The organism is Streptomyces hygroscopicus subsp. hygroscopicus, from assembly GCF_001553455.1.
GTDB classification, from domain to species: domain Bacteria; phylum Actinomycetota; class Actinomycetes; order Streptomycetales; family Streptomycetaceae; genus Streptomyces; species Streptomyces hygroscopicus.
The window spans coordinates 14564-40615 of record NZ_BBOX01000072.1; the positions used below are offsets into that span (position 1 = coordinate 14564).

Below are 26052 nucleotides of genomic sequence, written 5' to 3' on the forward strand. Positions count from 1 at the left end.
CCTGTCGGCTCCCGGCGGTACGGTCGGGGCATGCTCAAACTCGCGGTGGTGGAAGGGGTCCTGGAGCGGATCACCTACGCCAATGAGGAGAACGGCTATACGGTCGCGCGGGTCGACACCGGCCGTGGCTCCGGTGATCTGCTGACCGTCGTCGGCTCGTTGCTGGGCGCCCAGCCGGGCGAGTCGCTGCGGATGGAGGGCCGCTGGGGTTCGCATCCGCAATACGGCAAACAGTTCACCGTCGAGAACTACCAGACCGTCCTCCCCGCCACCGTCCAGGGCATCCGGCGCTATCTCGGCTCGGGTCTGATCAAGGGCATCGGCCCCCGCATCGCCGACCGCATCACCGAGCACTTCGGCATCGACACCCTCGACGTCATCGAGCAGGAGCCCGAGCGGCTGATCGAGGTGCCGGGCCTCGGCCCCAAGCGCACCAAGATGATCGCCGCCGCCTGGGAGGAGCAGAAGGCCATCAAGGAGGTGATGGTCTTCCTCCAGGGGGTGGGGGTCTCCACCTCCGTCGCGGTGCGGATCTACAAGAAATACGGCGACGCGTCGATTTCGGTCGTGAAGAACGAGCCGTACCGGCTGGCGGCCGACGTCTGGGGCATCGGCTTCCTCACCGCCGACAAGATCGCCCAGTCGGTCGGCATCCCGCACGACAGCCCCGCCCGGGTGAAGGCCGGTCTGCAGTACGCGCTGTCCCAGTCCGCCGACCAGGGCCACTGCTACCTCCCCGAGGAGCGGCTCATCGCGGACGCCGTGAAGTTGCTCCAGGTGGACACCGGCCTGGTCATCGACTGTCTGGGGGAGCTGGCGGCGGAGGAGGAGGGCGTGGTGCGCGAGCCGGTCCCGGGCCCGGAGGGCGGTGAGCCGGTCTCCGCCGTCTATCTGGTGCCCTTCCACCGCGCCGAGATCTCCCTCGCGGGCCAGCTGCTGCGGCTGCTGCGCACCGAGGAGGACCGGCTGCCCGCCTTCCGCGATGTGGACTGGGACAAGGCGCTGGGCTGGCTGGCCCGCCGCACCGGCGCCGATCTCGCGCCCGAGCAGAGCCAGGCGGTGCGGCTCGCGCTCACCGAGAAGGTCGCGGTGCTGACCGGCGGGCCGGGCTGCGGCAAGTCCTTCACCGTGCGGTCCGTGGTGGAGCTGGCCCGTGCCAAGAAGGCCAAGGTGGTGCTCGCGGCGCCCACCGGCCGGGCCGCCAAGCGGCTGTCCGAGCTGACCGGCGCCGAGGCGTCCACCGTCCACCGGCTGCTGGAGCTCAAGCCCGGCGGGGACGCGGCGTACGACAGGGACCGCCCGCTCGACGCCGATCTGGTGGTGGTCGACGAGGCGTCGATGCTCGATCTGCTGCTGGCCAACAAGCTGGTCAAGGCGGTCCCGCCCGGCGCCCATCTGCTCTTCGTCGGAGATGTGGACCAGCTGCCCAGCGTGGGCGCCGGGGAGGTGCTGCGCGATCTGCTGGCCCCCGGCAGCCCGGTCCCGGCGGTGCGGCTGACCCGGATCTTCCGCCAGGCCCAGCAGTCCGGGGTGGTCACCAACGCCCACCGGATCAACGAGGGGGTGCCGCCGGTCACCCAGGGCCTGTCGGACTTCTTCCTCTTCGTCGAGGACGACACCGAGGAGGCCGGGCGGCTCACCGTCGATGTCGCGGCCCGCCGCATCCCCGCGAAGTTCGGTCTCGACCCCCGCCGTGACGTGCAGGTTCTGGCCCCGATGCACCGGGGCCCGGCGGGCGCCGGCACGCTCAACGGACTGCTTCAGCAGGCCATCACCCCGGCCCGCCCGGACCTCGCGGAGCGCCGCTTCGGAGGCCGGGTCTTCCGGGTCGGCGACAAGGTGACCCAGATCCGCAACAATTATGAGAAAGGAGCCAACGGGGTCTTCAACGGCACGGTTGGCGTCGTCACCTCACTCGACACCGATGAGCAGCGGCTGACCGTGCGGACGGACGAGGACGAGGAGGTACCGTACGACTTCGACGAGCTGGACGAGCTGGCTCACGCCTATGCCGTGACCATCCACCGGTCACAGGGCAGTGAGTACCCGGCCGTCGTGATTCCGGTGACCACCGGAGCCTGGATGATGCTGCAGCGCAATCTCCTGTACACGGCCGTGACCCGCGCCAAGCGTCTTGTGGTGCTGGTCGGCTCGCGCCGGGCACTGGGGCAGGCGGTGCGCACCGTCTCGGCGGGGAGGCGTTGTACCGCGCTGGATCACCGACTCGGCGGCGAAGTGCGAGTCGAGCGTGTCGGATGGGTTTCCGAACGATGACGAACGGGGCAAGATGGCCGTGAAGGCGGCACTGAGTGCCGCCAAAAGGCTCTTCAGCCGACCCCGAGTGCACGTTCGCGACCCGAGTAGGGGAAGGTGGGGGGAGTCAGGGCACCTCGAAGAAGAGAACCAGACGTCGGTGAGGGATGACGTGAGCGACAACTCTGTAGTAGTGCGGTACGGGGACGGCGAGTACACCTACCCGGTGGTCGACAGCACGGTCGGCGACAAGGGCTTTGATATCGGCAAGCTGCGCGCCCAGACCGGTCTGGTGACCCTGGATTCCGGTTACGGCAACACCGCCGCGTACAAATCCGCGATCACCTATCTGGACGGTGAGCAGGGCATCCTGCGCTACCGCGGCTACCCCATCGAGCAGCTGGCGGAGCGCGCCTCCTTCCTGGAGACGGCCTTCCTGCTGATCAACGGGGAGCTGCCGACCGTCGATGAACTGGCGGCCTTCCGTGAGGACATCACCCGCCACACGCTGCTCCACGAGGACGTCAAGCGGTTCTACGACGGCTTCCCGCGTGACGCCCACCCGATGGCGATGCTGTCCTCCGTGGTCAGCGCGCTGTCGACCTTCTACCAGGACAGCCACAACCCCTTCGACGAGAAGCAGCGCAACCTCTCGACGATCCGGCTGCTGGCCAAGCTGCCGACCATCGCGGCCTACGCGTACAAGAAGTCGGTCGGCCACCCCTTTGTCTACCCGCGTAACGACCTCGGCTACGTCGAGAACTTCCTCCGGATGACCTTCTCGGTCCCCGCCCAGGAGTACGAGCTCGACCCGATCGTGGTCAGCGCGCTCGACAAGCTGCTGATCCTGCACGCCGACCACGAGCAGAACTGTTCGACCTCCACGGTCCGGCTGGTCGGCTCCTCGCAGGCCAACATGTTCGCCTCCATCTCGGCGGGCATCAACGCCCTGTGGGGCCCCCTGCACGGCGGTGCCAACCAGTCCGTGCTGGAGATGCTGGAGGGCATCCAGGCGTCGGGCGGCGACGTCGACACCTTCATCCGCAAGGTGAAGAACAAGGAAGACGGCGTGAAGCTCATGGGCTTCGGGCACCGCGTCTACAAGAACTTCGACCCCCGGGCGAAGATCATCAAGTCGGCGGCGCACGACGTCCTCTCCGCGCTCGGCAAGTCCGACGAGCTGCTCGACATCGCGCTCAAGCTCGAGGAGCACGCCCTCGCGGACGACTACTTCGTCGAGCGCAAGCTCTACCCGAACGTGGACTTCTACACCGGTCTGATCTACCGGGCGATGGGCTTCCCGACCGAGATGTTCACCGTGCTGTTCGCGCTCGGCCGGCTGCCGGGCTGGATCGCCCAGTGGCACGAGATGATCAAGGAGCCGGGCTCCCGCATCGGCCGCCCGCGCCAGATCTACACCGGCGTGGTCGAGCGCGACTTCGTCCCGGTGGAGCAGCGCTGACCCTCACTTCTCCGGTGCCCCCGTCCTGCTTGGGCCGGGGGCACTTGGTGCATACGGGTGCTTGGTCCCCGGCCGGGCGCCCCTCTGAAAGGGCGGGCACCTCAGTCATATCCGGCCCCTTGGGTCTTCCGGCCGGGGGTACCTCCCGGCGGTAGCTGGGGGCGAGCCGAAGGGGCGCGTCGCTGTCGAAAGGGAGAGCGCGCGCAGGGAGCGAGTGCCCCCGTCCTGCTTGGGCCGGGGGCACTTGGTGCATACGGGTGCTTGGTCCCCGGCCGGGCGCCCCTCTGAAAGGGCCGGGCGCCTCAGTCGTATCCGGCCCCTTGGGTCTTCCGGCGCCCTTGGGTCTTCCGGCGAGTGAGCCGAAGGGGCGCGTCGCTGTCGAAAGGGAGAGCGCGCGCAGGGAGCGAGGAACGAGCGACCGAGCACGGTCGACCGTCGACAGTGACTGAAGCGCCCCGGAGGCGAACCGAGCCTCAAAAAAAGCGACTGAAGCGCCCCGGAGGCGAACCGAGCCTCAAAAAAGAAGGTACGAGAAGCGCCCCGCTTCCGATCCCCCCACGGGTCGGAGCGGGGCGCTCCCCTTGCCCCGGAGCGGATTCCCCCCACGGGATCCGGCCGGGCGTCTACGGGCCCTCGCGGGCCGTATGGTGACGCGATCTGCCGGGACGCGTACCTACGGGAGGGCCGCTCAAAGCTCCCCGAGTACGTCGCCCCGGCCACGCGTAGCAGGATTGCGTCCCCCAAGACGAATCCCCACCGTCCCATTAGACTCGCGATCCCCCGCGATGGTTACGTTGGGTTGTCTGTGATCTGCGTCTCTTGCCATATGGGCCGCAAAAGGGCAAGAGCCTCGATTTGAAGATCGAGGCTCTGCCGTATGGGTGTTGTGCGGCTTATGGGGACTTGGTGAAGCTATGTGGACGCTGTGAAGGACCGCAGTCGCAGACTGTTCGTCACCACGAACACCGACGAGAACGCCATGGCGGCCCCCGCGATCATCGGACTGAGCAGTCCGGCCGCCGCGAGCGGCAGCGCGGCGACGTTGTAGCCGAACGCCCAGAACAGATTGCCCTTGATGGTGCCGAGCGTACGGCGCGCCAGCCGGATCGCGTCCGCCGCCACCCGCAGGTCGCCCCGGACCAGGGTCAGGTCCCCGGCCTCGATGGCCGCGTCCGTGCCGGTGCCCATCGCGAGACCGAGGTCGGCGGTGGCCAGGGCGGCCGCGTCGTTCACCCCGTCGCCCACCATGGCGACCGTACGGCCCTCGTCCCGCAGCCGTCGCACCACGTCCACCTTGTCCTGCGGCAGTACGTCGGCGATGACGTCCTCGATGCCGACCTCGCGGGCCACCGATTCGGCGACGAGCCTGTTGTCCCCGGTCAGCAGGACCGGGGTGAGGCCGAGCCCCCGAAGCTGGGCGACCGCCTCGGCGCTGGTCTCCTTGACGGCGTCGGCCACCAGGAGGATGCCGCGCGCCTCGCCGTCCCAGGCCACCGCGACCGCCGTCCGGCCCTCCGACTCGGCCGCCGCCTTGGCGGCGGACAGCTCCTCGGGCAGCTCGATGGCCCATGCGCCGAGCAGCTTCTCGCGGCCGACCAGCACCGCGTGTCCGTCCACCACGCCCTGGACGCCGAGGCCGGGTTCGGACCGGAAGTCCGAGGGCACCGGGAGGGTGCCGATCCGCTCGGCCGCGCCGTCCGCGACGGCACGGGCGACCGGGTGCTCGGAGGCGTGCTCCAGGGCGCCCGCGAGCCGCAGCAGCTCCTCCTCGTCCACACCGGGTGCTGGGACGACCCCGCGCAGCCGCATCCGTCCGGTCGTCACCGTGCCGGTCTTGTCCAGGACGACGGTGTCCACCCGGCGGGTCGACTCCAGCACCTCGGGGCCCTTGATCAGGATGCCCAGCTGGGCGCCGCGGCCGGTGCCGACCATGAGCGCGGTCGGGGTGGCCAGGCCCAGGGCGCACGGGCATGCGATGATCAGGACGGCCACCGCCGCGGTGAAGGCGGCGACCGCGTCGCCCGTGGTGAGCAGCCAGCCCAGCAGGGTGCCGACGGCGATCAGCAGCACGATCGGCACGAAGATCCCGGAGACCCGGTCGGCGAGGCGCTGCACCTCGGCCTTGCCGTTCTGCGCGTCCTCCACCAGCTTGGCCATGCGGGACAGCTGGGTGTCCGCGCCCACGCGGGTGGCCTCGACCACGATCCGGCCCGCCGTGTTGACGGTCGCGCCCGCGACCGCGTCGCCGGACACCACGTCCACCGGCACCGATTCGCCGGTCAGCATCGAGGTGTCCACGGCGGAGGAACCCTCGACCACCGTGCCGTCGGTGGCGATCTTCTCACCGGGACGCACCACGAAGCGGTCGCCGACCGACAGTTCGCCGACGGGGATCCGTACCTCGCGGTCCCCGCGCAGCACGGTCACGTCCTTGGCGCCCAGCTCCAGCAGCGCGCGCAGCGCGGCGCCCGCCCGGCGCTTGGACCTCGCCTCCAGGAAGCGGCCGAGGAGGATCAGAGTGGTCACCCCGGCGGCCGTCTCCAGGTAGATCGAGGACGACCCGTCGGACCGGGAGACGGTGAGGTCGAAGCCGTGCCGCATCCCCGGCATCCCCGCGTCGCCGAAGAACAGCGCCCACAGGGACCAGCCGAGGGCCGCGAGGGTGCCGATGGAGACGAGGGTGTCCATGGTGGCCGCGCCGTGCCGGAGGCCCGTCCAGGCGGCCTTGTGGAAGGGCGCGCCGCCCCAGACGACGACCGGCGCGGCCAGGGTGAGCGAGAGCCACTGCCAGTTGTCGAACTGCAGCGACGGCACCATCGCCAGCACCACGACGGGCAGCGACAGGGCGAGGGAGACGAGCATGCGGTGGCGCAGGGGGTCCGGCCCGGACTCGCCGTGCCGGTCGTCCGGCGGGGTGCCGGTGTCCTCGGTGGTGCGCGGCTCGGGCGCGGCGGGGCGCGGTTCCTCGGCGGTGTAGCCGGTTTTGACGACGGTGGCGATCAGGTCGGCGACCTCGATCCCCTCGGCGTAGGACACCTTGGCCTTCTCGGTGGCGAAGTTCACCGTGGCGGTGACGCCGTCGAGCCGGTTGAGCTTCTTCTCGATGCGTGCCGCGCAGGACGCGCAGGTCATGCCGCCGATGGCGAGCTCGACCTGGGAGGAGTGCCCGCCGGCCGGCGCCGGAGTGCCGGCGGTGGGCGCGGCGGGGGAAGCCGTGCTGGTCATGTCTGGTCTCCTGGGAGGAGGGCCGGGCCGTACGGCGGCTGTATGAGCAGGGCGGTACGGCCCGGCGGAAGCTGGGTGGGGCTCAGGCCCGGCCGGTGAGCTCGTATCCGGCCTCGTCCACGGCGGCGCGGACGGCCTCGTCGTCCAGCGGGGCCGCCGAGACCACGGTGACCTGGCCGGTGGAGGCCACGGCCTTGACGGAGGTGACGCCGTCGAGGGCGCCGATCTCCTCGGATACGGCGCCTTCGCAGTGGCCGCAGGTCATGCCGGTCACCTGGTAGACGGTGGTGACAGCCTCGGAGCTCATGGTGGTTCTCCTGTGTGGGGTGAGCGTGACGGTCGGTGCGCAGGGGGCGCCAGAATGCCCCAGCGTCTCCTGGCACTACCAACTCTATACCCCTAGGGGGTATTCCCGGAAGCCGGTGGCGCACCGGTCCGTGGAACGGGCCCCGCGCCCGCGCGCACGCCCCTCGATCCGGCGCGCGGGCGGGAGGGCGGGCGGATGAAGGGGTGGGGAGCGGCGCGGGGGTGCTCAGGGGCGGGCGGGGACTCCCCCGGTACCGAGCGCGGGGGCGAGATGGCCGTACCGGGCGGACCCCAGCGTGGACCCCAGCGTCGCGGCATGCGCCTCCCGCTCCGCGCCCGCATGGCCGAGGACCAGCGCCGCCCTGGCCTGCCCAGGGCGAACGCCATGCTCGCCACCGTGAGCCCGAGGCCGCACGGGTCGTCGGCGCCATCAGTCCGCGGCGCGGCAGGCCCTCGGCGCCGCTGGCCGTCGGCGCCCTCGGTCCGGCCTTCGGTGTCGCTGGCCGTCGGCGCCCTCGGTCTTCGGCGTCGCTTTCTTCGGGCGCTCTCGGCCCCTGGCGCCCTCGGACTTCGGCATGGCCTGCCCCTGGCGCCCTCGGTCTTCGGTGTCGCTTGTCTTCGGGCGCCCTCGGCCCCTGGCGCCCCGGCCCCCGGCATGGCCTGCCCCTGGCGCCCTGAGCCCTCGGCGTCGCTAATCCTCGGCGTCGCGCCGGGCGCGGCGGTTGCCGGGTCTGCGGACCACCCAGGAGCGGATCGTGTCCGCGTACCAGTACGGCCTGCCGTTCTCCACCAGATCGGGGGATGGCAGCAGGCCGTGCTTGCGATAGGACCGTACGGTGTCGACCCGCACACCGATATGCGCGGCGATCTCCTTGTAGGACCACAGCCTCCGGTCGGTCATCTCCCCTGCCCTTCCGCAGGCGCCGCGGCCACGGCCCGGTGGGGCCGTCGGGGGAGCCGCGGCGCGCCTGCTCGCGCTCATCAGCCTGTGCTCGGTCAACGACGCCGAGTGAAGGGCGGCCGGGGGCTGTTGAGCACCTGTGACGGAAGGCGTGTGGAGACGTGACGGCTGTGACATCCGGGTGACACCGGCGGCGAGCCGGGTCGTTGGGTGTCGGCCGAGCCCGGTGGGTGTCGGCCGGGTCGCGGGTGTGGGTCGGGTCGTTGGATGTGGGCCAGCCGCAGGGCATGGGCCGGGCCCGCTGGGTGTCGGCCGAGCCCGGTGGGTGTCGGCCGGGTCGCGGGTGTGGGTCGGGTCGTTGGATGTGGGCCGGGCCCGCGGGGCGTCGGCCGGGCCCGCTGGGTGTCGGCCGAGCCGCGGGGCGTGGGCTGGGCCCGTTGGGCGTGGGCCAGGCCGTTGGGTGTGGGCCAGGCCGTTGGGTGTGGGCCAGGCCGTTGGGTGTGGGCCAGGCCGTTGGGTGTGGGCCAGGCCGCTGGGCGTCGGCCGAGCCGCGGGGCGTGGGCCAGGCCGCTGGGCGTCGTGCGGCCCGCTGGCGTCGGCCGGAGACCTGGGCGGAAGGGGCGTCAGCGGTAGAAGGCGGGGCGCTCGATCATCTCGACGGCCGTGCGCTGCCCCGTGGCCTGGGCCCGGATCCCCGCCTCGCAGACGGCGGCCGCGGCGTAGCCGTCCCAGGCGCTGGGGCCCTCGACCTCCCCGCGCCGGGCGGCGTTGACCCAGCTCTGCACCTCGCGGTCGTACGCCTCCTCGAAGCGGACCACGAAGTCGGGGGCGATCTCCCCGCCCCAGGTGCCGGGCCGGTTGACCAGCATGCCGTGGGCGTCGCCGACGCGGGCGGTGCCCCGTTCGCAGACCGCCTCCGTCTGTACCTGGTAGCCGAAGCCACAGGTGGCGAAGATCTCCACATTGACGAGCGCGCCGCCGGTGGTCTCGAAGATCACCAGCTGGGGGTCGCTGAGCGGTTCGGGGGAGAGCGAGCTGGGGGCCGGTTTGAGCACGGTGACCGCGGCGATCTCCTGCTCCAGCAGCCAGCGCGACTGGTCCATCTCATGCACCACCGAGTCGCTGATCATCATCTCGTTGGTGAAGTACGAGTGCACCGCGAGGTTGCGGTGGCGGCAGTGCAGCAGCAGCGGCCGGCCCAGCTCGCCGCCGGCCAGCAGCGCCTTGAGCTTCATGAACTCGGTGTCGTAGCGGCGCATGAAGCCCACCTGGACCCGGCGGTGGCCGAGCTTCCGCTCGGCCTCCAGCACCCGCAGCGCGGACACCGAGTCCGGGGTGAGCGGCTTCTCACAGAGCACCGGCAGATCGTGTTCGAAGGCGCTGAGCAGCGCGGCCTCATGGGCGGGCCCCGGCGAGGCGATCAGCACCGCGTCCACGCCGGGCGCGGCCATCGCGGCGGCCGGGTCGGTGAACGCCTGGCAGCCGTCGGCGGTGTCGGCCACCGCTTTGGCCCGTGTCTCGTCGATGTCGACCACGGCGGCCACCCGGGCGCCGCTGATCACGTCGTTGATGCGACGGACGTGGTCGGCGCCCATCTTGCCGGTCCCGATGACCGCGACCCCGAGCGTCCCCTGCTGCGTCATAGGCTTTTCTCTCTTCTGTCCGTGCTCTGTTCTGTCCGTGCTCTGCGTGGGTGTGGGAAGCCCGTGGGGCGAGGGGAGGTCAGGCGCCGCAGGAGCGCAGGAAGCGCCGGGTGCGCTCGGCGATGGGGAAGGGCTGGTCGGGCGGGCAGGGGTACATGTCCTGCTCGACGATGGCGAACAGGTCCACCTCCAGGTTCTGGGCCGCCGTCAGGACCGGCCCAAGCGCCGGGACGCCGTTCGGCGGCTCGCACATGACGCCGCGCTGGACGGCCGGGCCGAACGGCACCCCGTTCTCGACCACATCGGCGAGGATCTCCGGATCGACCTGCTTGAGGTGGAGATAGCCGATGCGCTCGCCGTAGGTCTCGATCAGCTTGACGCTGTCGCCGCCGCAGTAGGCGTAGTGGCCGGTGTCCAGGCAGAGGCTGACCAGGCCGGAGTCGGTGGCGTCCAGGAAGCGGGCCACGTTCTCCTCGGTGTCGATATGGGTGTCGGCGTGCGGGTGGACGACGATGTCGAGCCCGAAGCGCTCACGCACCTCGCGGCCGAGCCGCTCCATCCCGGTGGACAGATGGCGCCACTGCTCGGCGCTGAGCGTCGGGGGCTCGATCAGCTCGGCGGTCTTGTCGTCCCGCCAGAAGGAGGGGATGACCACCAGGTGGCCCGCGCCCATCGCCCGGGTCAGCTCGGCCACCTGCGAGACATGGTCCCAGGTGGCGTCCCAGACCTCGGGGCCGCGGTGCAGCGAGGTGAAGACGGTGCCCGCGGAGACCTTGAGGCCGCGCCTCCCGGTCTCCTCGGCGAGCCGGACCGGGTCGGTCGGCAGATAGCCGTACGGGCCCAGCTCGATCCACTCGTACCCGGCCTCCGCGACCTCGTCGAGGAAGCGCTGCCAGGGGACTTGCTGGTCGTCGTCGGGGAACCACACCCCCCAGGAGTCGGGGGCCGAGCCGACCCGGATGCGGTTCAAGGCGGGGGCGGGGGAGGCGTCGGCGGTCATGGCAGAGGGTCTCCTCGCTGTGCTGGGTTGCCCGCGTCGTGCTGCTCCGGGCAGCTTCACCGGCCGGACGGGCGGCCGTCAAGACTTCGTCAGGACATTCGGACGTCTTGTCAGGGGTGCGACACTGCGGGGGAGCGGCCGTCTGGGCCCGCCCCCGCGCCATCGCTCATATGGTCACGTCAGTATGTCAGGACAAAGTCTTGACAGTGTGGGGGCAACACGTCTAGACCTGGAACGCCGGGTGTCCCGGAATTTTTTGTGCACCAGTTCCTGAGCCGCGTCTTTCCCGAAGGGGCAGGCATGACTGAGCCGTACGACCTGATCACAATGGGCCGCATCGGAGTGGACCTCTACCCGCTGCAGACCGGTGTGCCCCTGCCGCAGGTCGAATCGTTCGGAAAGTTCCTCGGCGGCTCGGCGACCAATGTCGCGGTGTCCGCGGCCCGGTTCGGCCACCGCGCCGCGGTGATCAGCCGCACCGGGGCGGATCCGTTCGGCGACTACATCCACCAGGAGCTGCGCGCCTTCGGGGTGGACGACCGCTTCGTCACCCCCGTCGAGCGGTACCCCACCCCGGTCACCTTCTGCGAGATCTTCCCGCCCGACGACTTCCCGCTGTACTTCTACCGCCGCCCCAAGGCGCCCGATCTGGAAATCCACCCCGACGAGCTGGACTACGACGCCATCCGCGCCGCCCGGATCTTCTGGATGACCGGCACCGGGCTCAGCGAGGAGCCCAGCCGCACCAGCACCCTCGCCGCGCTCGCCGCCCGCGCCAAGAGCGGCACGACCGTCTTCGACCTCGACTGGCGGCCGATGTTCTGGTCCGACCCGGAAACCGCCCGCCCCTTCTACGCCGAGGCGCTGCGCCACGCCACGGTCGCCGTCGGCAACGTCGACGAATGCGAGATCGCCACCGGTGTGCGGGAGCCCAAGGCGTGCGCGCAGAAGCTGCTGGACGCGGGGGTGGAGCTGGCCGTCGTCAAACAGGGCCCCCGCGGCGTACTGGCCGTGCACCGCGACGGCACCACCGCCGAGGTCCCGCCCGTCCCGGTCGAGGTGGTCAACGGACTCGGCGCGGGCGACGCGTTCGGCGGCGCCCTGTGCCACGGGCTGCTCACCGGCCGGCCGCTGGAACACGTCATGCGGTACGCCAACGCCGCGGGCGCCATCGTGGCGTCCCGGCTCGCCTGCTCCTCCGCGATGCCCACGGAGGCGGAGGTCGAGGCCCTGCTGGCGGGGGACTGACGTTCCGGCCCCCTGGGGACGTCCGGCCGGAGCCCTCCCGGCGGTGGCTGGGGGAGGCAGAAGTGCCCCGGAGGCGATCGAGCCTTCACAAAGGCGAACGAGCCTTCACAGAAGAAGGAGCAAGAACCTTGAGCATCAGCATCTCCGACCTCGTCACGGTCCGGAGCCGTCACCCGGAGGCCATCGCCGAGGCGGCCGCCCGCCGGGTCCGCCGCCCCCTCATCGGTGACAGCGGCCGTCTGATGATCGTGGCCGCCGACCATCCGGCGCGCGGCGCCCTCGCCGTCGGCGGCCGCGAACTGGCCATGGCCAACCGGGCCGATCTGCTGGAGCGGCTGTGCGTGGCGCTGTCCCGCCCCGGTGTCGACGGGGTGCTCGCCACCGCCGATATCCTCGAGGACCTGCTGCTGCTCGGGGCCCTCGAAGGCAAGGTCGCCATGGGCTCGATGAACCGCGGCGGTCTCGCCGGGGCCTCGTTCGAACTCGATGACCGGTTCACCGGGCACCGCCCCCAGGACCTGACCCGGCTGCGCTTCGACGCGGGCAAGCTGCTGCTGCGGATCGACTACGACGACCCCGGCTCGCTGACCACCATGGCCACCACCGCCCGCGCCATCGACGAGATGGCCGAGCGGCGGCTGCCCGTCTTCGTCGAGCCGTTCATCTCCCGCCGGGTGGACGGCAGGGTCGTCAACGATCTGAGTGCCGAGGCCGTCACCAAGTCCATCGCCATCGCCTCGGGCCTCGCCGGGACCTCCGCCTACACCTGGCTGAAGGTGCCGGTCACCAGGGACGCCGACGAGATGGCGACGGTGATGGAGACGAGCACCCTGCCGGCGGTGTTGCTCGGCGGCGATGTGGGGAAGTCTCCGCGGGACCAGGAGGAGGCGTACGAGAAGTGGCGCAAGGCGCTGGGCCTGCCCACCGTACAGGGGCTGGTCGTCGGGCGCTCCCTGCTCTACCCGGCGGAGGGCAGTGTCGCCACCGCCGTGGACACCGCCGTCGGCCTGCTGTGACGCGACGAAAGGCAGAGACTTCACACCATGACCACCACCGATCCCCTCCCCGGCCGCCATCTGCCCGCCGGCACGGCGGCCGACGGCCCCTACACCGTGCACATCGACCCCGCGCGGGCCGGCTGGGGCTACTCCAGTCTGCGGATCCTCGATCTGCCGCCCGGCGGTTCGCACTCCCTGGCCACCGGGGACAGCGAGTGGATCGTGCTGCCGCTGAGCGGCGGCTGCACCGTGATCGCCGAGGGCGAGGTCTTCGAACTGCACGGGCGCGAGAGCGTGTTCAGCGGGGTGAGCGACTTCTGCTATCTGCCGCGCGACTCCCACGCCCGGATCGCCGGCGGCGCGGGCGGCCGGTTCGCGCTCACCGGCGCCCGCTGCGAGCGCCGGCTGCCCGCCCGCTACGGACCGGCCTCCGCCGTCCCCGTGGAACTGCGCGGCAGCGGCGCCTGCTCGCGCCAGGTCAACAACTTCGCCGCCGCGGCCCCCGCCGGGGGCGGAACATCAACGGGCGGTTTCGTATGCGACAAGCTCATCGCCGTCGAGGTGCTCACCCCGGGCGGCAACTGGTCCTCGTACCCGCCGCACAAGCACGATCAGTGCCGCCCCGGCGAGGAGAGCGAGCTGGAGGAGATCTACTACTTCGAGATCGCCGCGGCCCACGGCACCGAGGGCCTCGGCTACCAGCGCGTCTCCCCCTCGGGCCACGGCAGCGGCACCGACGTCCTCGCCGAGGTCCGCTCCGGTGACACCGTCCTGATCCCCGACGGCTGGCACGGCCCCTCCATCGCCGCGCCCGGCCACGACATGTACTACCTCAACGTCATGGCCGGCCCGGGGGAGGAGCGCGCCTGGCTCATCCGCGACCACCCCGACCACGCCTGGATCCGCGCCACCTGGCCGGACCAGCCCGTCGACCCCCGCCTGCCCCGCTACCAAGCACCCGCTGGAGACCAACGATGAACGCTTCGGCCGTGCGTCACCTCACCGTCGCCCAGGCCCTGGTGGAGTTCCTGGCCCACCAGTACACCGAGCGGGACGGGCGGCGGCACCGCCTGATCAACGCCACCTGGGGCATCTTCGGCCACGGCAATGTGGCCGGGCTGGGCCAGGCGCTGCTGGAGTCCGGACCGGACACCATGCCGTACCTCCAGGGCCGCAACGAGCAGGCGATGGTGCACGCCGCGGTCGGCTACGCCCGCCAGAACAACCGGCTCGCCGCCCAGGCCGTCACCACCTCCATCGGCCCCGGCGCCACCAACCTCGTCACCGGCGCCGCGCTCGCCACCGTCAACCGGCTGCCGGTGCTGCTGCTGCCCGGCGACATCTTCGCCACCCGCCCCGCCGACCCGGTGCTCCAGCAACTGGAGGTGGGGTACGCGGGCGACATCTCGGTGAACGACGCGCTGCGCCCGGTCTCCCGCTACTTCGACCGCGTGGTGCGCCCCGAGTCGCTGATCCCGGCCGCGCTGCAGGCCATGCGGGTGCTGGCCGACCCGGCCGAGACCGGCGCGGTCACCCTGGCCCTGCCGCAGGACGTCCAGGCCGAGGCGCTGGACTGGCCCGAGGAGTTCTTCGCCGACCGGGTCTGGCCGGTCCGCCGCCCCGCCCCGGAGCCGGCCGAGGTGGCCGCCGCCGCGCGGGCGATCCGGGCCGCCCGCCGGCCGCTGATCGTCGCGGGCGGCGGGATCCACCACAGCGAGGCCGAGGACAGCCTGCGCGCCCTCGTCGACGCGACCGGCATCCCGGTGGCCTCCACCCAGGCGGGCAAGGGCTCGCTGCGCTACGACCACCCCGCCGACATCGGCGGCATCGGCCACACCGGCACCGCCGTCGCGGACGACCTCGCCCGCACCGCCGACCTGGTCATCGGCGTGGGCACCCGCTACAGCGACTTCACCACCGCCTCCGCGACCCTGTTCGCGGACCCGGCCGTCCGCTTCCTCAACCTCAACATCACGCCGTTCGACGCCCACAAGCTCGGCGCCACCACCCTGGTGGCCGACGCCCGCGCCGGGCTGCAAGCGCTTGCCGAGGCGCTGTCCGGACACCGGGTCGAGGACGCCTACCAGGCGGAGTACCGCGCGGGCAAGGAGCGCTGGGAGCGCCGGGTGGACGCCGCCTACGCCGCCGGGGACGGGACCGCCCGCCCGTCCCAGACCCAGGTGCTGGGCGCGCTGGACGCGGTCGTCGGCGACGAGGACGTGGTGATCAACGCCGCGGGCTCGCTCCCGGGTGACCTGCACAAGCTGTGGCGGGCCCGCTCCCCGCGCCAGTACCACCTCGAATACGGCTACTCCTGCATGGGCTACGAGATCCCCGCGGCCATCGGCGTACGGCTCGCGGCGCCCGGCACCCCGGTCTGGGCGCTGGTCGGCGACGGTACGTACCTGATGATGCCGACCGAGATCGTCACCGCGGTCCAGGAGGGCATCAACATCAACGTCGTGCTGGTCCAGAACCACGGCTACGCCTCGATCGGCGGTCTGTCGGAGGCCACCGGCGCCGAGCGTTTCGGCACCGCCTACCGCTTCCGGGCGGCCGACGGCCAGTACACCGGCGATCCGCTCCCGGTCGATCTGGCCGCCAACGCCGCCTCGCTCGGCATGGACGTGCTGCGGGCGGGAAGCGTGCGCGAGCTGCGGGAGGCGCTCGCCGCGGCCCGCGCCTCGGACCGGCCCACATGTGTCTATGTGGAGACCGAAACGGCCGACACAGTGTCCGGCGCACCCGAGGCACAGGCGTGGTGGGATGTGCCTGTCGCCCGGACCGCGACCCGTCCGGCCGCCGTGAAGGCCCGTGAGGAGTACGACCGGCAGGCCGCCGCACGCCGCCGCCACCTCTGACGTTTTTCGAGAGAAAGGCTCCGCACCCATGAAGACCGTCAACCACTGGATCGGCGGAAAGACCGTCGAGGGCGCGACCGGGGCGTACGGCCCGGTCTACAACCCCGCCACCGGTGCCCAGGACACCCAGGTCGCCCTCGCCTCCGTGGAAGAGGTCGACACGGCCGTGGCCGCGGCCAAGGAGGCGTTCCGCACCTGGGGGTCGGTGTCCCTCGCCAAGCGCACCGCGATCCTCCACGCGTACCGCGGGCTGCTGGACGCCCACCGCGACGAGATCGCCGAGCTGATCACCGCCGAGCACGGCAAGGTCCACTCCGACGCGCTCGGCGAGGTGGCCCGCGGTCTGGAGATCGTGGAGCTGGCCTGCGGGATCGCCGAGAAGCTCAAGGGCGAGCTGTCCACCCAGGTCTCCACCGGGGTCGATGTGTCCTCGATCCGGCAGCCGCTCGGCGTGGTCGCGGGCATCACGCCGTTCAACTTCCCCGCGATGGTGCCGCTGTGGATGTTCCCGGTGGCCATCGCCTGCGGTAACACCTTCGTCCTCAAGCCCAGCGAGAAGGACCCCTCGGCCGCCCACCGGCTGGCCGAGCTGGCCGCCGAGGCGGGGCTGCCGGACGGGGTGCTCAATGTCGTCAACGGCGACAAGGTGGCCGTCGACCGCCTGCTGGAGCACCCGGACGTCGCCGCCGTCAGCTTCGTGGGCTCCACCCCGATCGCGAAGTACATCCAGTCCAAGGCCGTCGAGCACGGCAAGCGGGTGCAGGCGCTCGGCGGGGCCAAGAACCACATGCTGGTGCTGCCCGACGCCGATCTGGACTTCGCCGCGGACAACGCCATCAACGCGGCGTACGGTTCGGCCGGTGAGCGCTGCATGGCGGTCTCCGTCGTGGTCGCGGTCGGCGGCATCGGCGACGAACTGGTGAAGAAGATCGCCGACCGGGCCGCCCGCTTGCGGATCGGCCCCGGGAACGACCCGTCCTCCGAGATGGGCCCGCTCATCACCAAGGAGCACCGCGACAAGGTCGCCTCCTACGTGCACGGGGCCGCCGCCCAGGGCGCCGAGGTGGTCGTGGACGGCACCGGGTACACCGTCGAGGGCCACGAGAACGGGTTCTTCATCGGCGTCTCGCTGCTGGACAAGGTGAAGCCGACCGCCGACGCCTACCGCGACGAGATCTTCGGCCCGGTGTTGTGCGTGGTCCGCGCCGAGACCTACGACGAGGCCATCGAGCTGATCAACAGCTCCCGGTGGGGCAACGGCACGGCCATCTTCACCCGGGACGGCGGCGCCGCGCGCCGCTTCCAGCTGGAGGTCGAGGCGGGCATGGTCGGCGTCAACGTGCCGATTCCGGTGCCCGTCGGCTACCACTCCTTCGGCGGATGGAAGGACTCGCTCTTCGGCGACCACCACATCTACGGCAACGACGGGGTGCACTTCTACACCCGCGGCAAGGTCGTCACCACCCGCTGGCCGGAGCCGTCGGAGGAGGTCGGCATCAACCTCGGCTTCCCGAAGAACCACTGAGGCGTAGCACCACTGCGGCGCCGTGCTACCGAGGCATCGTGCCACTGAGGACGAACGCGAAGAACCACTGAGGCACAACTGACCTTATGTGACGTGTGATTCGCACGTCCGAGTGGTTTCCCCGCCCCCTGCCGGACCCGGTCCGGCAGGGGGTTTCGCCGTCCCGGAGGGCGGGGAATCCAGGCCCAACAAGCCTCAGGGGGCGGGGGAACGGGGGAGCGGCATGCCTGGGTTCACGGCAGGAGAAGGGGCCGAGGAGTTCATCGAGGCGTTCAAGGGCGCTGTGCTGCCCCGGGACCGGAAGGCCACATTGCGGGATCTGCTGCCGCCCGTGCTGCTGCTCGCCGAGGGCGAGCGGGCGGCGGTCCGCGCCCATCAGGTGATGCGGGGGCTGCTCGAGGTCCTGCGTCCCGACGGCGCCAAGCGGGTGCCGTACGCGGCGCTCGGCCCCGATGAGATCCGCGAGGCCGCGGGGCGGCGGCCGCTGACCCTGGCCCTCGGCGAGGAGCTGTGCGTCGATGTGCCCCGCCGCACCGGCGGACTGCGGGTCCCCGACTTCCACCTGATGCGGGACATCGTCGAGCAAGCGCTGGACCCGCGGGCCCCCGAACCGGACGGCACCGCGCTGCGGGACCACTGCTACGCGCGCCGGATCGCCCGGGGGCCGCTGCTGGGGGCGCTGTGGACGCTCGGCGGGGAGGGCGGCGACGGTGGCGGCACCGCGGGGCCGGGCTGGGTCGCGGAACTGCGCCGGCTGCTGGTGCGCCCCGTCTTCCAGTCGCTGCCGCGCTGGTGGTGGGGGCGCCGCCGCACCCGTCGGCTGCTGCGCTCCACCCGCCGCGGCTGGTACGCCGACTGGCGGGGCATCAGCCACGGCCGCACCGCCGAGGAGTTCTTCGAGAACGTCGCGCGGCTGCTGCGCGCCGAGCGCGGACGGGACCGGGCGGCGGCGGTCGGCAGGTTCGAGGAGCTGCTGCTGCGGGCGCTGCTGGCGGATCTGCGGCGGGTGGCGCGGCCGGGCCGGATCTCGCCGTGGCGGCGCCGGCGGCGCACCCGGTGCGTCTTCCTGCTGGAGCTTCCGGAGGACGCGGGCGGCGCGGCGGCCGGGGAGCGCTTCCTGGAGCGGTACGGGGCCGCGGCCCGGGACACTCGGTGCGCCGCGGCCGTGGTGGTGGCCGTCGTCCCGGCGGGCGGGGCGGCCGAGGGAGAGCGCGGTGGGCTGGGCCGTGCGGCGGCCAGGCTGCGGGGTGCGAGCGGGGTGCCGCAGCGTGCGCCGGGGCCGCTGCGGGCCGTGCTGCCCGAGCCGGCGCCGGAGTCGGAGGCGCTGGAGCCGGACGCCGTCTCGCCGCCCACGTTCCGGCTCGGCCCGGTCGCCGAGCTGACCCTGACCGGAGTGCTGGTGGCGGCCGTGCTGAGCGGGCTGGGCGGATGGCTGCTGGACCGGGTCCCGGACGAGCCGGACCGCTCCTGTCTGGGCGGGGCGTCCAGCGAGGTCGTCGCCGCCCGGCCCGAGCTGAGCGCGGACTCGCCGCGGAAGAGCTACCAGGACGCCCGGCGGCTGATCCGCGAGGAGAACGCGCGGGTGGACCGCGCGGTCGCGGACCACCACGGCACGGCCCGTACGGTGGTGCACATCGGCTCGGACGTGGCCGCCGACCAGGAGGGGCAGCGGTACAACGCGGCCGTGCCCGAGCTGCGCGGTATCGCACTGGCCCAGCGGGCGTTGAACGACGAGGCGCGCAACGACTCCCAGAAGGTGTGGCTGCGCGTGGACAGCCGTAACGCGGGCCAGGACTTCGCGGACGCGCCCCGCATCGCCCGCCGGGTCGCCGAGGACGCCCGGAAGAAGGGGTCCGGGATCATCGGTGTGGTGGGCTTCTCCAAGAGTCTGAGGCAGACCCAGGAGGCCGTGCGGATCCTGGGCCGGGCGCAGATCCCCGTCGTCGGCACCACGGCCACCGCCGATCTGATGCAGGTGGACGGGTACTACCGCCGGGTGGCGCCCACCAACAGCCGTGAGGCGGCGGTCGAGGCCGGCTTCGCCCGCCGGGGCAACATCATGGACGACGGCACCGGGAAGTGCTCCCCGGCCGCCGCCGCCGTGGTCGTCAAGGACCCCCGGGACCTGTACAGCGACGAGGTGGGGACGCTGTTCGCCGAGCGGTTCGGCGCCCGGCCCTTCACCCTGGAATACACCCCCGGCGGCCGGGCCGACGGGGGCGCCCAGGGCCCGGGGGAGGACGGTGTCGCCCGCACGGACAGCATCAGCGATCTGGCCGACGCGGTGTGCGAGCGGATCAGCGGCAACCCCCGTACGGTCGTCTACTGGGCCTCCCGCGCACTCCAGTTCAGCGCGTTCCTCGACGACTTCGAGGACAACACCGCGTGCGAGGGCAGAAGCCTGACGGTGCTCGGCGGCAACGACCTCACCACCGCCGCCCTCGCCGGTGAGTACGCGGACCGGCCCTGGCTGCGGCTGTACCACACCGTCCATGTGCTGCCCGCGGGCCATCCGCGGCTGAGCGACATCGCCAAGAAGTTCAACGCCGACTACGCCCGGCGCTTCGGCTCCCACGACCTGTGGCGCGACGACGGACGGGCCGCCCTGGCCCACGACGCGATGCAGCTGATGGCCGAGGCGGCCAACCGGGCGTACCGCAGCACCCACGACGTGGAGCGCTCCAATGTGCAGATCGGCCTCGACAACGGCATCCGGAAGCAGGGGGCCAGCGGCTATCTGGACGTCGGGCGGGGCCGTTCGGTGCCCCGGGACAAACCGGTGATCGTCCTGCACCACACCGACCGGGGCTCGGAGCCGGTGCTGTACTGCGGCGCGTTCACCCAGAATCCGGCGGGGCGGATCACGCGCTGGGGTCCGCACGGCGAGTTTCGGTGTCCCCGCGACAGCTGAGGCAACCATTCGGGCGGCTGAAAGGTCTTCTCGGGTGTGCGACCGCTTAAAGAGCGATTCATCACCGCACATCTACACACCGGGGGATTTGCCATGCTTCGTATGCTTCGTTCCCGTGTCGCGGCGGCCGGAGGCTGTGTGGCCGCGCTCGGCATCGCAGCCGCCCTGGCCGCCGGGGCGCCCGCCTCGGCCACCGACCGGACCGACCCCAACGACCGCTACACCGCCGAGGAGATCCACCACTTCCTGGAGGGCTTCTACGGCAACCACGGCCCGCGCCCCTGGGAGCGCGAGCACCTGGTCTCGGACCGGCTCAAGGAGCGGATCGCCCAGACACCCGGCTACGACCTGCTGCTGTGCGCGCAGAACGAGCCGCGGGACATCGAGGTCGGCGAGGTGACCACCGCCCAGTCCGCGCGGGTCGGCTGGGCGACCATCACCACCCACTGGTCCCAGTCGCCGCGAACCGCGGCCTTCACCGCGTACGTGGACCTCGACGGCAGTCGGCCGCTCCAGCTCCTCGACGTGGACTGCGCCCCCGGGGACTGATCCCGCCGGGGCGCGGCTAGGAGTGCTGGATCGTCTGTCCTTCGGGGACCCGGTAGCAGCCCGAGGTGACCTCGATGCCGATGCTCGGGGTGTCCCGCTTGCTGTACCCGACGATCCAGACACTCATCTTCTTGGCGTCGTTGTCCGCGACGACATTGAGGTTCTTGTTCGCACTGTTGTCGCGGTAAGAACTCTTGATCACCCAATCGCCCGTACCGAGTTTCTCCTTGAGGTTCTCCATGGCGACGTCGTTGTCCGCGCCGGACTCGGGCGTGAAGTTCCACGGGTGGTAGACCTGGAAGTACGTGTCCGGGTCCTTGCCGGAACACGCCTTGACACCGGGCCCCGCCTGGGACGCCGTACCGGGCACCCCGAGGAAGTCGTAGATCTGGCTGGAGACCGCTTTCACGGCGGCGACCGCCTCGTCGGTGCCGGCCGTGCCCGCGTGGGGAATCCCCGACGCCGAGTCGCCCGACTCGCTGGTGTTGGTGGTGGGAGATTCGGGGGTGTCGTCGTTGGTCATGCCGCATCCACTGAGAAGAAGGCCGGTCAACACCAGAGGGAACACGGCACGCCCCGGGCGACGCCGATGAGCGGTGGGAAGCGGTGCGCGGAGCATGCGAGTCCTTGGTGTTGTCCGGCAGGCCGATGGGGGTGGGTGTTTGCACGCCTGGGTGGGGTTCGTTACCGGGGAGCGGTGACGTCGCCGTACTCCCCGACCACGACCAGAGCCTGGTTCTTCAGCGCGGTCGTGCCCTTCTCCCAGTACTCACTGTGACCCTCCGCTCCCGTGGTCGCCTGGGGGCCACTGCCCTCAGCGTGCGTGTTCATCTGGTGCGCGCCGAAGGCATCGTCGCTGGGGATGAGGAATACGCCGCCGCCCATCTTCCACTGACTGCCGCCGTGACCCCAGCGGCCGATGTCCGGGACCTTGTCCCCGTCCGCTTCCTCGTTCCACACGTGCCCCTTCGGAACGTCCATCTCATCGGCCGACCCCACCTTCACCCCTGGGCTCCCGGCGAAGATCACATCATCCGCATTGAGGTCGCCTGTCTGGGCCGCTGCCCCGATGAGGGTGGTGCCGTAGGAGTGCCCGATGGCCGTGCGGTGCGGCTCGCTGGAACCACTGTACGAGGCGTCGAGACCGTCCAGGAACTTCCGATAAGCGGGCGCTCCGTCGTAGGCGTAGTGCTCGAACGGGGCATCTTTGACGATGCTCTGCGGGGCGTCGTAGCCGAGCCAGGTGATGGTCGACACGGAGGCATTCGATGTCGCCTGCTGTGTCTGGCGCCACAGCTCGGTCATCCGGTCGACGTTGCCCCCGATACTGCCCAGGTTCGACGTCGTGCCGGGCACGTATACGGCCTGGTGCCGAGCGGTGTCCGGGTTGCCGTTGGCCACGATGGCCCGGCCGTTGCCCTCCGGACTGAAGCCGAGCAGATACGCCTCGGGCAAGCCGCCCACGCCGGTCTGGTCGAACCGGGTCTGGATGGCGTTCATGCCTTTGAGGGACGACTTCAGGTGCCGGTACTGGTCGCCGTACTTCTTGTCCCACTCCATCCACTCGTCGGTGTGTACCTTGGAGGATAAACATGCCGGCGGTGATCCATGTCCACTCGTTCGCGGGCGGCTTGGGGATCCCGTTCAGCTCCGTCCGGTACTGGCCCCGCTTCTCGTCGAGGACGATACGGTTGGCCTCGTCCCGAGCCGTGGCGGGCAGGCCATCGAGCCCGCCGACGGTGTTCGGCTGGAGCGCGGTCCAGGCCGCCTGCTGTTCGGGGTCGAGCCCCTTCCACCAGTCCGCGTTGGCTTTCGGGCTGCCGTCCTTCGGGGGCTGCGGCAGGGAGTCCAGATAGTCCCGGCCCACCCTGCGGACGCCCTCCGTGTCCTTCCCCGCATCTGCCCAGTCCTCGGCGGACACGACCAGGTCGTCGTCCGCCTTGAGCTTGCGCAGCTGCGGCGCCCACTTCTGGTCCGCGTCCGTGGCCTCCTTCAGAGCCTCCGCGATGCGGTTGGCGATACCCTGGGCTATCGCGTAGTTCGGGTTCGGGTCGAAGTTGCCCGCCTGGCGCTGGATCGCCCGGACCTGTTCGGACAGGGTGCGCTGGCCGAACCGGGCTGCGGCGGGGAGCCGCCCGGGTTCTCACCGGCTGCCGGATAGGCCACAGAGCCATCGGCGCCCACCGTGAACGTGTGCTCGGCCGCCTCCGACAGCGCCCGCTTCAGTTTGTCCTGCGCCGGGCGCATGTCCGCCGCGAAGGCGTTCAGGGCTGTGGCGACCAGACCGCACTCGACCTGCACGTAATGAAAGTTTTCCGCCACCGCGCGCAGTTGGACGACCGCGGCATCGACCGCCTCACCTTTCAGCGCTTTCCGCATCTGGATGGTGATCCGCTGCTCCAGCGCGTCCTTCGCCTGACTCGCCATGTCGCTGACCGAGCGGTAGCCGGTCGCCTGGTCCTCGAACTCGTGCAGCTTGAGCGTCTTCAGCGCCTCGATGTCCATGGCTCAGGTCACTTTCCCCGCCGCCGCCGTGCACGGCGCCCGCCAGCCGCATCCCGGGCCCGCTCGTGGCGCCGCCCTTGAGTCGCGCCCGTTCCTCCTCGAAACGAACTCATCTTCCCCCTCCACCACGCTTGAGCCGCGCATCACCCTCATCAGTCGCGGCCAGGCTAGAGGGAACAATACGGCGGCTCATGAGTACACGTACTCACAAGCCGGGCCGCATTTCCGGGCGCGGCCCGTCGTGGTCCAAAGATGAGGGGCCAGCCGTCCGCCTGGACCGCCGTGAGTCCTCGACCATGCCGTTGGGGCATCGCCGCTTTGCTGCGGCGGCGCGTCGACAGGTGACCCGTTGCGGAAGGGCCGGGCCGCGGCGGGTGAGCGGGTGGCAGGGATGTGGCGGGCGTTACCGAGGCGGGTCCGGAACGGTTGGTTCAGTTCTCCTGGGGCCACCCCGTAGTCTCGCCGTATGACCTGGTCGCACGCGTTGAAGGAGACCGCCCGCACAGGACTCGCCATCGAGCGCACCAGGACCGAACCGCTGGTGGCGATCCGCGGCGCCTGCGGTGTCGCGCTCATCATCGGGATGGCGCTGTGGCTCGGCTCGCCGACGCTCGCCGTCTCGGCGGCCTTCGGCGCCTTCTCCGCCGGGATCGCCACCTTCCAGCGCAGCTGGCGGCCCCGCCCCTGGCTGGCGCTGGCCGCCGCGGCCGGGCTCGCGGTGAGCACCTTCCTCGGCTACCTGGCCGCCAGCCACACCGCCACCTTCGTCCTCATGCTCGCCGTCTGGACGCTGCTGACGGGCATGTCCTGGGCGGTCGGCCCGGTCTCCGGGCTGGTCTCCACGCAGATGGTGGCCGTCATGCTGGTCACGGTCACCCTCCCGACCTCGGTCCTGGGCGCACTGGGGCACGCCCTGCTGATCGGGCTCGGCGGTGTGGTGCAGGCCCTGCTGATCGTGCTCTTCCCGGTGCGGCCCTGGGGCGTACAGCGCGACGCCCTCGCGGACGCGCTCGCCGCCGTCGCGGACTACGCCCGCAGACTGCGCCACGACCCGATGGCGCCGTTCGACCCCAAGCCGCTGATGGAGGCCCGCAGCGCGGCCGCCCTCACCCCTCGTCAGGCCCGGCGGCGCCCGCGCCAGCTGCGGGGCTACCGGCTGCTGGCCGAACGGATCCGCCCGGTGCTCGCCTCGCTCGCCGACCCGGTCGTCGGTGCCCCCGAGGAGGGGCCGGAGCGCGACCGGGTGCGGGAACTGCTGGCCGCCACCGGCACCGTCCTGGACGCCGTGGCCCACGCCATCCGCCACGGCAGACCGGTGCGGGTGCCCTCCGACGCGATGTCCGTCCTGCAGGTGCCGGAGGAGGGCCCCAAGCTGAGCGGCCCCGCCCGCCGCGCCGCGCTGCGGCTCATCTCCCTGGTGGCGGACGTGGTGGAGGCGTCCGAGGAGCCGGTGGAGGAGGTGTCCGCCGAGGGCCGGACGGTCCACCGCTTCCTGCCCCGCCCCGGTATCCCGGGCACCGTGGCCGCGGCGCTGCGCGCCATCCGCCGCGAGGCCCGCTGGTCCTCGCCGGTGCTGCGCCACGCGGTGCGCCTGTGCGCGGTCGCCACCAGCGGCTATCTGCTGAGCACGGCTCTGCCGCTGGGGCACGCCTACTGGGCGCCGCTGACCTCCACGATGGTCCTGCGGCCGGACTTCGCCCAGACCTACTCCCGCGGCATCGCCCGCTTCCTGGGCACCCTAGCGGGGGTGCTGGTCGGCGGCGGGCTGGTGGCGCTGGTCCACCCCGGCCCGTACCTGAGCGCCGTACTGGCGGTGCTGTGCGTCCTGTCGATGTACCTGCTGCTGCGCACCGGTTTCATCGTCACCTCCGCGTGCGTGAGCGCCTATGTCGTCTTCCTGCTCAGCATCCCGGGCGAGGCGTGGGCGCAGACCGTCCAGGCGCGGGTGGCGCTGACGCTGCTCGGCGGGGTGATCGCGATGGCCGCGTACGCGGTCTTCCCCGCCTGGGAGACGCCACGGCTGCGGGACCGGCTCGCGGACTGGCTGGCCGCGAACGGCTCCTTCGCCACCGCCGTCTTCGACGCCTACGCCCGCCCCGCCGACCGCCGGCCCCGCCAGGTGCGGGACGCCCTGCTGGACGCCCGCGCGGCGCGGGCGGCCTGGGAGCGGAGCGAGGCACAGGCCCACCGGGAACCGGTGCGCCACCGCGGACTGTCCCGGCACGCGGCACGGGCGGCGCAGACGGCGCTGTCCACGATGGGACGGGTCGTCATGTTGCTCGAGGCGCATCTGCCGGAGCGTGACGCGGCGCCGTCCGAGGAGGCCGCGGACTTCGCCGCGGCGCTGCGGCAGGCGCTGCCGAAGGCGGTCGAGGCGGTGCGGGAGCGGCAGCCGCTGGACTGGGAGGCGGTGCGCCGGTCGCTGGAGCGGTGGCAGCGGAAGGCCGGGGACCGCCCGGGGGTGGCGCTGCGCGGGGCCGGTCAACTCCAGGACGCCCTGGACGATCTGGCGGAGGCGCTCGGCAAGAGCGCGCGGCAGCGGCGCACGCCCCGAGGCCCCAGTCAATGAGGATCCCCCTAAACTAGGGGTGCCCCCTACATCATTGGTCGTGTTAGTCATGAGGGGGCAGTGCTGTTCCGGCGCGTCCTGGGATGCTTCGCCGGG

Annotated in this window: 18 protein-coding genes; 10 read left to right on the forward strand and 8 right to left on the reverse strand. The window is 71.7% G+C overall.

Annotated features, from left to right (window positions below):
* The first annotated feature begins 30 nt into the window (after window positions 1–30).
* Entirely contained in the window at window positions 31–2274 is a 2244-nt protein-coding gene (gene recD2, locus AXW62_RS08615; RefSeq protein WP_060943983.1) for an SF1B family DNA helicase RecD2, read from the forward strand.
* Window positions 2275–2425: 151 nt separating this feature from the next.
* Complete coding sequence (locus AXW62_RS08620) at window positions 2426–3715, forward strand: citrate synthase (RefSeq protein WP_030836795.1); 1290 nt, start codon at window positions 2426–2428, stop codon at window positions 3713–3715.
* 912 nt (window positions 3716–4627) lie between these two features.
* Here AXW62_RS08620 and AXW62_RS08625 read toward each other — a convergent pair.
* The 5 genes from AXW62_RS08625 to AXW62_RS08645 all read right to left on the reverse strand — a co-directional run bounded on the left by AXW62_RS08625 (window position 4628) and on the right by AXW62_RS08645 (window position 10790).
* Window positions 4628–6940, reverse strand: coding sequence for a heavy metal translocating P-type ATPase (locus tag AXW62_RS08625; RefSeq protein WP_060943984.1), 2313 nt, complete (start codon window positions 6938–6940; stop codon window positions 4628–4630).
* Window positions 6941–7022: 82 nt separating this feature from the next.
* Window positions 7023–7247: a heavy-metal-associated domain-containing protein gene (locus AXW62_RS08630; protein ID WP_102865740.1), complete on the reverse strand. Its 225-nt coding sequence runs from the start codon at window positions 7245–7247 to the stop codon at window positions 7023–7025.
* 690 nt (window positions 7248–7937) lie between these two features.
* Complete coding sequence (locus AXW62_RS08635; RefSeq protein ID WP_060943985.1) at window positions 7938–8147, reverse strand: helix-turn-helix transcriptional regulator; 210 nt, start codon at window positions 8145–8147, stop codon at window positions 7938–7940.
* A gap of 623 nt (window positions 8148–8770) precedes the next feature.
* Entirely contained in the window at window positions 8771–9790 is a 1020-nt protein-coding gene (locus AXW62_RS08640; RefSeq protein ID WP_030836782.1) for a Gfo/Idh/MocA family protein, read from the reverse strand.
* A gap of 79 nt (window positions 9791–9869) precedes the next feature.
* The gene (locus AXW62_RS08645; protein ID WP_060943986.1) at window positions 9870–10790 is read right to left on the reverse strand and encodes a sugar phosphate isomerase/epimerase family protein; all 921 of its coding nucleotides are present in this window, start codon (window positions 10788–10790) and stop codon (window positions 9870–9872) included.
* Between the two features lie 300 nt (window positions 10791–11090).
* Here AXW62_RS08645 and iolC point away from each other — a divergent pair, with 300 nt between their 5' ends.
* From iolC to AXW62_RS08680, 7 genes are all read left to right on the forward strand, one after another.
* The gene (gene iolC, locus AXW62_RS08650; protein ID WP_060943987.1) at window positions 11091–12038 is read left to right on the forward strand and encodes a 5-dehydro-2-deoxygluconokinase; all 948 of its coding nucleotides are present in this window, start codon (window positions 11091–11093) and stop codon (window positions 12036–12038) included.
* A gap of 128 nt (window positions 12039–12166) precedes the next feature.
* On the forward strand, window positions 12167–13054 hold the full coding sequence (locus tag AXW62_RS08655) for a Cgl0159 family (beta/alpha)8-fold protein (RefSeq protein WP_030836775.1): 888 nt from the start codon (window positions 12167–12169) through the stop codon (window positions 13052–13054).
* Window positions 13055–13081: 27 nt separating this feature from the next.
* Entirely contained in the window at window positions 13082–14014 is a 933-nt protein-coding gene (iolB, locus tag AXW62_RS08660; protein ID WP_060943988.1) for a 5-deoxy-glucuronate isomerase, read from the forward strand.
* Window positions 14011–15897 carry a 3D-(3,5/4)-trihydroxycyclohexane-1,2-dione acylhydrolase (decyclizing) gene (gene iolD / locus AXW62_RS08665; RefSeq protein WP_030836764.1) on the forward strand — a complete coding sequence of 629 codons (1887 nt, stop codon included), beginning with the start codon at window positions 14011–14013 and terminating at the stop codon, window positions 15895–15897. Before iolB ends, iolD begins: the two co-directional genes overlap by 4 nt.
* A 28-nt stretch (window positions 15898–15925) precedes the next feature.
* Window positions 15926–17422, forward strand: coding sequence for a CoA-acylating methylmalonate-semialdehyde dehydrogenase (locus tag AXW62_RS08670; protein ID WP_060943989.1), 1497 nt, complete (start codon window positions 15926–15928; stop codon window positions 17420–17422).
* 223 nt (window positions 17423–17645) lie between these two features.
* Window positions 17646–20333, forward strand: a complete 2688-nt coding sequence (locus tag AXW62_RS08675; RefSeq protein WP_060943990.1) for a type 1 periplasmic-binding domain-containing protein — start codon at window positions 17646–17648, stop codon at window positions 20331–20333.
* A 93-nt stretch (window positions 20334–20426) separates the two neighbouring features.
* Window positions 20427–20882 (forward strand): hypothetical protein, encoded by a 456-nt coding sequence (locus AXW62_RS08680; protein ID WP_107406247.1) that lies wholly within the window; start codon window positions 20427–20429, stop codon window positions 20880–20882.
* Between the two features lie 16 nt (window positions 20883–20898).
* On the opposite strand, the gene AXW62_RS08685 is transcribed toward AXW62_RS08680, so the two are convergent.
* From AXW62_RS08685 to AXW62_RS45580, 3 genes are all read right to left on the reverse strand, one after another.
* A complete protein-coding gene (locus AXW62_RS08685) occupies window positions 20899–21405 on the reverse strand; it encodes a hypothetical protein (protein ID WP_060943992.1) in 507 nt (168 codons plus the stop codon).
* 161 nt (window positions 21406–21566) lie between these two features.
* Window positions 21567–22442 (reverse strand): alpha/beta hydrolase, encoded by an 876-nt coding sequence (locus AXW62_RS45575; protein WP_252368543.1) that lies wholly within the window; start codon window positions 22440–22442, stop codon window positions 21567–21569.
* A 468-nt stretch (window positions 22443–22910) separates the two neighbouring features.
* Window positions 22911–23387: a hypothetical protein gene (locus AXW62_RS45580; RefSeq protein ID WP_252368544.1), complete on the reverse strand. Its 477-nt coding sequence runs from the start codon at window positions 23385–23387 to the stop codon at window positions 22911–22913.
* A 466-nt stretch (window positions 23388–23853) separates the two neighbouring features.
* Between AXW62_RS45580 and AXW62_RS08695 the strand changes: the two genes are divergently transcribed.
* Window positions 23854–25956, forward strand: coding sequence for an FUSC family protein (locus tag AXW62_RS08695; protein ID WP_060943993.1), 2103 nt, complete (start codon window positions 23854–23856; stop codon window positions 25954–25956).
* Window positions 25957–26052: the final 96 nt, after the last annotated feature.